Genomic DNA, 7,357 nt, shown 5'->3' on the forward strand with positions numbered 1-7,357 from the left:
ACCCTCGCCCGCAGCGCCGCCCCCGACGGCTCCGGGCCGGGCTCCGGCAGGGTCACCGGCGGCTCGCCCCGCTCCGGCCGCCCCTCCTCCGGGCTCAGATCGAACAGCGCGGTCAGCAGGTCCACCCCGCCGACCCCGTCGACGACGCAGTGATGCACCTTGGTGATCGCCGCCCAGCGGCCCCCCTCCAGCCCCTCGACCAGCCAGATCTCCCACAGCGGCTTGGCCGGGTCCAGGCGCTGCGACAGCACCCGGCCCGCCAGGTTGCGCAGCTGCTCCGCCCCGCCCGGCACCGGGACGGCGGTGTGCCGCACGTGGTAGAGGATGTTGAAATGCGGGTCGTCCGCCCACACCGGACTGCCCAGGTGCAGCGGCACCGTCCGCACCCGCTGCCGGTAGCGGGGCACCTCGCCGAGCTTGCCCAGCACCGCCCGGACCAGGTCGCCGTACGAGGGCGCGGGCCCCTCGAACACCGTCACCGAGGCGATGTGCAGGGGCGTGTCCTCCGACTCGGCGAAGAAGAAACCGGCGTCCAGCCCGCCCAGCCGCTCCCAGCCGCTCCGCCCGACGTCGCCGTTGTCTGTCATGCCGTACCGTCCAGCCACACCGGAAATGGGTTCGTTCAGTGCTTCCCGGCCAGACCCGGTCCAATCAGCCGGTCAGCGCCTTCCGAGACGTCCCGGCCGCGCTCCCGGACGGCGGTCGCCAGCGCCAGCACCGCCCCCAGCGCGCACAACCCCGCCGTGATCCAGAAGATCTCCCGGTACTCGGTGCGCAGCGCCTCCTCCACGGCCGCGCGGTACTCCGCCAGCCGCCGCGCGAACTCGTCCGCGGGCATCAGGAACGGCAGCGGTGGACGCAGATCGGCCGTCAGCGCGTGGAAACGGTGGAAACCCCACGCCGACAGCGCGGAGATCCCCAGCAGCATCCCCAGCATCCGCGCCACCACCACCGCCGCCGAGGCCACCCCGTGCCGCGCCGCCGGAACCGCCCGCAGCACCGCCGACGACACCGGCGCGATCACCAGCCCCAGTCCCAGCCCCGTCACCACCAGGTCCACGTCCATCCGGGGCAGCGGCCCGTACCCGGCCGCCTCCGGATCCTCCGGCCAGCCCGCGATCAGCAGGTAGCCCACCGCCGCGACCGCCATCCCCGCCGCCATCGGCCACCGCTCGCCCACCCGCCGCGCCAGCATCCCGCCCAGCACCGCCGCCACCGGCAGCGCCACCAGGAACCGGGTCAGCACCAGCGCGCCCTCGAACGTGTCCTTGCCCAGCAGCGTCTCCGCCACCAGCACCACGTCCACCAGCGTGACCATCAGCGCCGCCCCCGAAAGGAAGCTCACGCCCAGCGTCGCCAGCAGCGGCCCGCGCCGCACCCCCGACAGATCGAACAGCCTCGTCCGCGCCCTGACCTCCCACAGCACGAACACCACCAGCACGGCGCCCCCGGCCGCCACCAGCGGCAGCCCCCACGGAGGCAGCGCCGACTCCTCCGGCTCGGGGTTGTAGAGACCGCCCACCAGCAGCGCCAGCCCCGCCGCCAGCAGCAGCCCCCCGGCCACGTCCACCTTCACGGCGGAGGCCGGGCGCCCGGCCGGGACCGACACGTGCACCGCCACCATCGCCAGCGCCGTCAACGGCAGGTTCACCCAGAACACAACGCGCCAGTCACCCGTCAGCGCCACGACCCCGGCCCCGTACAGCGGACCCAGCACACTGCCCAGCTCCTGCGCCGCCCCCACCGCGCCCAGCACCACCGCGCGCCGCCGCTCGTCCCACAGATCCCCGGCCAGCGCCATCGTGACCGGCAGCAGCGCGCCGCCCGCCACCCCCTGCACGACCCGGCCCGCCGTCAGCAGCGGCACACCGTCCGCCAGCGCCGTCACCGCCGACCCCACCGCGAAGAACACCAGGCAGCCCTGCAGCAGCACCCGCCGCCCGAACCGGTCCGACAACTGCCCCAGCAGCGGCATCGCCGCCACGTACCCCAGCAGGAACCCCGTCAGCACCGGGGTCACCCGCTCCAGCCGGTTGACCGGGATCCGCAGATCCTCCACCACCGACACCAGGATCGTGGTCACCACATAGGCGTCCAGCGCGGCCAGCAGCACCACCGCGCCGCCCGCCCCGACGGCGATGCGGCGCCGGTTCACGCCGGCGCTTTGATCGAGTACGGCGCGTCGAACTCGGTGAACGTGATGACCACCGCCCCCTTGTCACCGCCCTCGGCCGCCGACGGGATCTCCCCCCGCACCTTCAGCAGCCGGTGGTCGGCCGCACCGACCCACACCTGCCCGCGCACGTCCGAGTCGACCCCCGGAACCAGCCCGCCGATCGCCGCCCGCGGCAGCACCACGCCCACCCGGTGCGCGTCCTTCCCCCCGACCTTCTCCGTCGCCTCCGCCTTCGGCTGCGTCACCGACCCCAGCAGCTTGGAGATCCCCCGCTGCGGATCCAGCACCGCCGACGGGTCGTACCACGTCGCCACCAGCGCCTTCGGCACCTGCCGCCAGCCGCCCGTCACCGCCTTGATGTACACCGCGTCGCCCAGCACCACGACCCGCATCTCGACCGCCTGGCCCGACTGCTCGATCGTCAGCGTCCCCTCGGCGTCACCCTCGCGCAGCAGCTTCAGATCACCGCCCTGCACCATGATCGGCGGCTTGCCCTCCGCGGCCAGCGTGAACGCCGCGCTCTTCACGTTCGCCATCGCGGCCGACGACTTGCGCAGCGTCTCCGCGGCGTCGAACGCGGGCTTCGCCGCCGCCCCGCCGTCACCGCCCCCACCACCGTCCCCGTCACAGCCGGTCAGCACCGAACCCACCAGCAGCAGGCACAGAACCGGGATCAGCAGCACAAGACGACCGCGCGCACTGGACATAGGCGGGACCCTACAGACCACCCCCACGCCCCGTCACTCCGTACCGAGTATGATTCGGCGCCCCCTCGCGATCCCCCGGACGGCCGACCCCCGCCACCCGGCCCATTCCCAGTGGCCCCCGAACCGGCGCCGCCGCTAGGATGAATCCCGGCGTGCCCGGGATCATCCATCACCGCGATCCAAGGCCCGCACGCACGGGGCGGTAGCTCAGCTGGTCAGAGCAGGAGACTCATAATCTCTGGGTCGCGGGTTCGAGTCCCGCCCGCCCTACTGTGTCTAACTGGGGGCCACCCCCAGACCCCAGGCCGGGCCGCGCGCCCCCTCCAGTCGCTGGCGCTCCTTACGGGGGCACCCGGCCCTTGGCAGGGGGCTTCGCCCCCCGCACCCCCCGCTGGGGCTTCGCCCCTAGCCCCCGGTTTCCTGGGGGCTTCGCCCCCTTGCCCCCCTTGGGGGCGGGTTGGTCAGGGCGTGGGGGTCGGCTTTTCCAGGCGTAGGAGTTGGACCTGGCCTACGGCCACTTTGCGGGTCTGGTCGTCGGTGATCTCCGCGTCCCACAGGTAGCGGCCGTCGTCGTCGGAGTTCAGGGTGGCCACGATGGTGAGCGTGCCGCCGGACGTGGCGCGGAGGAACTGCGTGCGGTTGCTGATGCCCACGACCTGGCGGTCCAGGCCGGCGCGGAGGGAGGCGCCGATGCTGGTGGTCGTCTCGATGGCCGAGCAGTAGACGCCGCCGTGCACGATGCCGTGGCCCTGGAGCAGGTCGGGGGTGACCGGCAGGGCCGCCTCGACGCGTGTGGTGTCGGCGCTGGTGAGGGTCAGGCCGATCAGGCCGTCGAACGGGCCGGGGGATCGGCCGAGGAACTGGCTGAGGTCCATGGCCGCATCATGCCGGGGCGGCGGTCAGGCGGGCCAGGTGGGTGGGCGCTTGTCCAGGAAGGCCCGCATGCCCTCCTGTGCTTCCGGTGTCTGGCTGGAGGCGGCCATCACTTCGATCGCGTAGGTGTAGGCGTCCTGTTCCGGACGGTCCAGTTGCGCGTACAGGGCCTGCTTGCCCAGCGCCTTGCTGCGGGCGCTGCCCCGTGTGGCGCGTTCGAGCAGTTCCCGCGTGGCCTTCTCCAGTTCGTCGTCGGGGACCGCGTAGTTGATCAGGCCCCAGTCGGCGGCCGTCCGGGCGTCGATGACGTCACCGGTCAGCGCCATCTCCATGGCGCGCTTGCGGCCCACGTTCCTGGAGATCGGGACCATCGGGGTGTGGCAGAACCAGCCGCCCTTGCCGCCGGGGGCGGCGAAGGCGGCGCTCTCGGCGGCGACGGCCAGGTCGCAGGAGGCCACCAGCTGGCAGCCCGCCGCGGTGGCCAGCGCGTGCACCCGGGCCACCACCACCTGCGGCACGGACTGGATCGTCCGCATGAGGTCGGTGCAGGTCTGGAGCAGGGAGCGCACGTCGGCGTGCGCGGCCCCGGCCATGTCGGCGAAGTCGTGCCCGGCGGAGAAGGCCGGGCCGTTGGCCGCCAGGACGATCCCGCGCGCGTCCGTTCCGCCCGCTTCGCGGAACGCCTCCGTCAGGGTGAGGAGGAAGTCCCGGGACAGCGCGTTGCGGCGCCGCGGGCGGTCCATCGTGATCGTGATGAAGGGGCCGTCGCGCTCGACGAGGACATCGCTCATAATGTGACGCTACGTCATCGTCGCTTCTCCCGCACGGGCGGCCGGAGGTGCCTAGGCTGGGGAGTCCTGGCGAGCACGGGAAGGGCGCGTGACGGCACGTGGTGGAGTCCATCGTCGGCGGGAAGCTGCCCGGGGGCCGGCACGGCCTGCCGCGCCACGTCGTACGGGACGACCAGCGGCGCCGCATCCTGGCGGGGGTCGTCGCCGCCGCGGGCCCGGAGGCCATGCGGCGGCAGGACGCGCTGCTGCGCACGCTCACCGGGCTGCTCGCCGCGGAGATGCGGCGGTCGGGGGCCCGCTCGCCCGACCTGGCCGCCGAGTTGACGGTCAACGCGCTCTACGGCGTGGTGTACGCCCGGGTGGAGACGGGCCGGGCCGCCGAACTGCCGGAGCTGGTGCCCGCGCTGGTGCCGGATCCGGCCGGTGCCCGAGGCGCCTGCTCGTGATGTCGGAGCCGCGTCGTACGGTAGGCGTGGTCGATGGACGCGCAAGGGGGTAGTGCCTTGAAGCTGCTCACCGCCACGAACGCCACCCAGGGCTACCGCGACAACGACTTCGCCTGGTGCGTGGAGGGCGAGCTCGTGCACATCGGCGTGGTCTGCCCGCGCGACGAGGGCGACCCCGACGGCGGGTGCGGCTGCGGGCGCTCGTTCGCGGGGCTCAACTCGCACCGGGCCACCACGACCGCGATGGTCCGCGAGGTGCCCGGGTTCAGCGACGCCGACTACGTGCTGGCCATCCGCTCCAGCCTGGAGCAGCAGGGCTGCGACCCCTCCTTCGCCGAGCACGAGGCCGCGCTGCTGCGGATCCTGGTGCGCGACTGGCCGGTGGGGGTGATCGTCGAGCGGCGGCTGGATGAGATCGTGGTACGGCAGGTCGTCCAGCCTTGACGGAAGGTGCGCTGTGCTCGTCGCGTTCTCGGTGACCCCGCTCGGCACGGGGGAGGAAGTCGGAGCCGCCGTGGCGGAGGCGGTCCGGGTGGTGCGGGCCAGTGGCCTGCCCAACCGCACCGACGCCATGTTCACCACCGTCGAGGGGGAGTGGGACGAGGTGATGGCGGTGGTGAAGGCCGCCACCGAGGCGGTGGCGGCGGTCGCGCCGCGGGTCAGCCTGGTGCTGAAGGCCGACCTGCGCCCCGGGGTCACCGACGCGCTGAACGCCAAGGTCGAGAGCGTGGAGCGGCATCTGGCCGGGGGGTGACCCGGCTCAGTCCAGCCAGCCCTCGATCTCCTCGTCGGTGCGCGGCAGCAGGCACCACAGCGCCTCGCGTGCCGACGAGCACAGCGGCACCTCCTCGTGCATCCGCAGGATGCGGAACATCTTCTCGGGGAAGGGCCGCATCCCGACCAGCGCCATCCCGGTGCCGCACTCCAGGCCGCGCCGGGCGGTGGCCGCCACGATGCGCAGCCCCTCCGCGTCGAAGAACGAGACGCCGGAGACGTCGACCACGAGCGGGCGCTCGGAGACCAGTTCCCACAGGCGTTCCCGTACCGACGGCGCGGAGAGCAGGTCCATCTCGCCGGAGAGGAGCACGTGGGTGTGCCGCTCACCCTCCACGACGACCATGTCGACGGCGGTGTCCTTCATGGTGTCCTCACTCTGGCTCGCGGTGACACAAGAGTTCCTCCACGTTCGCCCCTCAAGTGAAGCAGGACTTCTCGCCGCCGTCACCGCCACGGGCGAAGACGCTCGACGCGACCTCCGATGCTGTAGGTGACGAATCGCTCACCTAGCGCGCACGGATCGGTTAGGCTGGCGCGGGAGAGTCGACCGTGGAGGAGGCCGAGTGCCCGGACTCCCGCTCGCCGCCTGGGCGTACGTCTGCGGAGTGGTCGCGCTGGCCGCCGGGCTGATCGCGACGGCGTCGTTCGAGGGGATGGACTGGCCCACGCTGGTCGTGCTGGCCCTGCTCTTCCTGGTCTGCGACTCGGCGCCCGCCCGGCTCACCGTCCGCCGCGCGCGGGTGTCGCTGGGCTTCGCGGCCAGCCTGGCGTCGGTGGTGCTGCTGGGTCCGGCCGGGGCGGCGCTGCTGGGGGTGTGCGCGGTCGTCACCTGCCAGCGCCTCGTCCCGTTCGTCAAGCGGCTGTTCAACGGCGCCCAGTTCGCCCTCAGCGGCTACTTCGCGGGGACGGTGTTCGCGCTGCTGGGCGGCGACCGGGTGCGGCCCGGCCACGCCCGGTGGGTGGAGCAGGTGATCGGGCCGTTCCTGGGCTCCCTGGTCACCTTCGTCTTCGTCAACCTCGCGCTCACCGGCGGAGCGCTGCTGCTGAGCAGGCAGGCGTCGGTGCGGGAGCTGGTGAGCGGGAGCGGCCGGCTGGCGACCGGATGCCTCGGGTACGGCATGTTCGGGCTGCTGGTCGCCGGGCTGTGGTCGCGGGTGGGCGTCGGTCCGCTCGCGGCGGTGCTGGTGCTGCTGCCGCTGTTCATCGCGCGGTGGGCGCTCGAGCAGACGCAGGCGCAGCAGCAGGCGCACGCGGCGACGCTGGCGGCGCTGTGCCAGGCGGTGGAGACCAAGGACTACTACACCCGCGGCCACTCCGAGCGGGTGTCGCGCGGCTCGGTGATGATCGCGCGCGAGATCGGGATGCGCCCGGACCGGGTGGAGGCCATCCGGTACGCGGGCATGCTGCACGACGTGGGCAAACTCGGCGTCCCCACCAAGGTGCTGCAGAAGTCGGGGTCGCTGTCGGAGGAGGAGTTCGCGGCGATCCAGCTGCATCCGATGCGGGGGCTGGAGATCGTGCGGGAGATCGGGTTCCTGGACGAGGCGCTGGCCGGGATCATGCACCACCACGAGAAGATGAACGGCC

At 73.0% G+C, this 7,357-nt stretch carries 10 protein-coding genes and 1 tRNA gene; 5 read left to right on the top strand and 6 right to left on the bottom strand.

Annotated features, from left to right (window positions below):
* The 3 genes from ACFPZN_RS55430 to ACFPZN_RS55440 all read right to left on the bottom strand — a co-directional run.
* Positions 1-587, bottom strand: a 587-nt coding sequence (locus ACFPZN_RS55430; protein WP_378293387.1) for a wax ester/triacylglycerol synthase domain-containing protein, incomplete at its 3' end; no start/stop codon positions are given.
* Positions 588-622: 35 nt separating this feature from the next.
* The gene (locus ACFPZN_RS55435; RefSeq protein ID WP_378293389.1) at positions 623-2,155 is read right to left on the bottom strand and encodes an MFS transporter; all 1,533 of its coding nucleotides are present in this window, start codon (positions 2,153-2,155) and stop codon (positions 623-625) included.
* Positions 2,152-2,883 carry an LppX_LprAFG lipoprotein gene (locus ACFPZN_RS55440; protein WP_378293391.1) on the bottom strand — a complete coding sequence of 244 codons (732 nt, stop codon included), beginning with the start codon at positions 2,881-2,883 and terminating at the stop codon, positions 2,152-2,154. Before ACFPZN_RS55440 ends, ACFPZN_RS55435 begins: the two co-directional genes overlap by 4 nt.
* 196 nt (positions 2,884-3,079) lie before the next feature.
* On the opposite strand from ACFPZN_RS55440, the gene ACFPZN_RS55445 reads away from it, so the two are divergent.
* A tRNA-Ile gene (locus ACFPZN_RS55445) sits at positions 3,080-3,153 on the top strand.
* A gap of 191 nt (positions 3,154-3,344) precedes the next feature.
* Here ACFPZN_RS55445 and ACFPZN_RS55450 read toward each other — a convergent pair.
* On the bottom strand, positions 3,345-3,758 hold the full coding sequence (locus ACFPZN_RS55450) for a PaaI family thioesterase (RefSeq protein ID WP_378293393.1): 414 nt from the start codon (positions 3,756-3,758) through the stop codon (positions 3,345-3,347).
* A 24-nt stretch (positions 3,759-3,782) separates the two neighbouring features.
* On the bottom strand, positions 3,783-4,547 hold the full coding sequence (locus ACFPZN_RS55455; RefSeq protein WP_378293395.1) for an enoyl-CoA hydratase-related protein: 765 nt from the start codon (positions 4,545-4,547) through the stop codon (positions 3,783-3,785).
* Positions 4,548-4,645: 98 nt separating this feature from the next.
* On the opposite strand from ACFPZN_RS55455, the gene ACFPZN_RS55460 reads away from it, so the two are divergent.
* The 3 genes from ACFPZN_RS55460 to ACFPZN_RS55470 are packed head-to-tail and all read left to right on the top strand — an operon-like array spanning position 4,646 to position 5,747.
* Positions 4,646-4,993 (top strand): hypothetical protein, encoded by a 348-nt coding sequence (locus ACFPZN_RS55460; RefSeq protein ID WP_378293397.1) that lies wholly within the window; start codon positions 4,646-4,648, stop codon positions 4,991-4,993.
* Between the two features lie 57 nt (positions 4,994-5,050).
* The gene (locus ACFPZN_RS55465; RefSeq protein ID WP_378293399.1) at positions 5,051-5,437 is read left to right on the top strand and encodes a DUF7715 family protein; all 387 of its coding nucleotides are present in this window, start codon (positions 5,051-5,053) and stop codon (positions 5,435-5,437) included.
* Between the two features lie 13 nt (positions 5,438-5,450).
* Positions 5,451-5,747, top strand: coding sequence for an MTH1187 family thiamine-binding protein (locus ACFPZN_RS55470; protein WP_378293401.1), 297 nt, complete (start codon positions 5,451-5,453; stop codon positions 5,745-5,747).
* A gap of 6 nt (positions 5,748-5,753) precedes the next feature.
* On the opposite strand, the gene ACFPZN_RS55475 is transcribed toward ACFPZN_RS55470, so the two are convergent.
* Positions 5,754-6,134, bottom strand: coding sequence for an STAS domain-containing protein (locus tag ACFPZN_RS55475; protein WP_378293403.1), 381 nt, complete (start codon positions 6,132-6,134; stop codon positions 5,754-5,756).
* Positions 6,135-6,333: 199 nt separating this feature from the next.
* Between ACFPZN_RS55475 and ACFPZN_RS55480 the strand changes: the two genes are divergently transcribed.
* Positions 6,334-7,357 (top strand): HD-GYP domain-containing protein (locus ACFPZN_RS55480; RefSeq protein WP_378293406.1); only part of this gene is annotated, 1,024 nt, incomplete at its 3' end.

Origin of the sequence: Actinomadura rugatobispora (assembly GCF_042656285.1) — a bacterium.
Lineage (GTDB): Bacteria > Actinomycetota > Actinomycetes > Streptosporangiales > Streptosporangiaceae > Spirillospora > Spirillospora rugatobispora.

Coding starts and splice junctions, on each gene's coding strand:
- ACFPZN_RS55440 (WP_378293391.1), bottom strand. CDS start 2,883: ATGTCCAGTGCGCGCGGTCGTCTTGTGCTGCTGATCCCGGTTCTGTGC.
- ACFPZN_RS55450 (WP_378293393.1), bottom strand. CDS start 3,758: ATGGACCTCAGCCAGTTCCTCGGCCGATCCCCCGGCCCGTTCGACGGC.
- ACFPZN_RS55455 (WP_378293395.1), bottom strand. CDS start 4,547: ATGAGCGATGTCCTCGTCGAGCGCGACGGCCCCTTCATCACGATCACG.
- ACFPZN_RS55475 (WP_378293403.1), bottom strand. CDS start 6,134: ATGAAGGACACCGCCGTCGACATGGTCGTCGTGGAGGGTGAGCGGCAC.